The sequence below is a fragment of the Pseudoalteromonas sp. UBA2102 genome, from assembly GCF_002331165.1.
GTDB classification, from domain to species: Bacteria; Pseudomonadota; Gammaproteobacteria; order Enterobacterales; family Alteromonadaceae; genus Pseudoalteromonas; species Pseudoalteromonas atlantica.
Genome location: NZ_DCYU01000059.1, coordinates 1 through 281 on the forward strand (window position 1 = coordinate 1; position 281 = coordinate 281).

General features: G+C 38.4%; 1 pseudogene. It reads left to right on the forward strand.

The window, feature by feature from the left end:
- A pseudogene (queF, locus tag B2R65_RS07445) lies at positions 1-231 on the forward strand (NADPH-dependent 7-cyano-7-deazaguanine reductase QueF); the annotation flags it as partial.
- Positions 232-281 lie beyond the last annotated feature (50 nt).

Below are 281 nucleotides of genomic sequence, written 5' to 3' on the forward strand. Positions count from 1 at the left end.
GAGCAAATATGCCATGAGGCACTCTTGCGTTATTTAATTTCATTTAGAACGCACAATGAGTTTCATGAGCAATGTGTAGAGCGTATTTATAGTGATTTAACCACGCAGCTAAACATTAAAGAGCTTGAAGTTTATGCGCGTTATACACGCCGCGGTGGGCTGGATATAAATCCGTATCGTTCAACGCACTATAACGATACGCCTTTTGCGGTAAAAATTAATCGTCAGTAATACCAATCGACTTAAATATCACCATAAAAAAGGAGCTTAAGCTCCTTTTT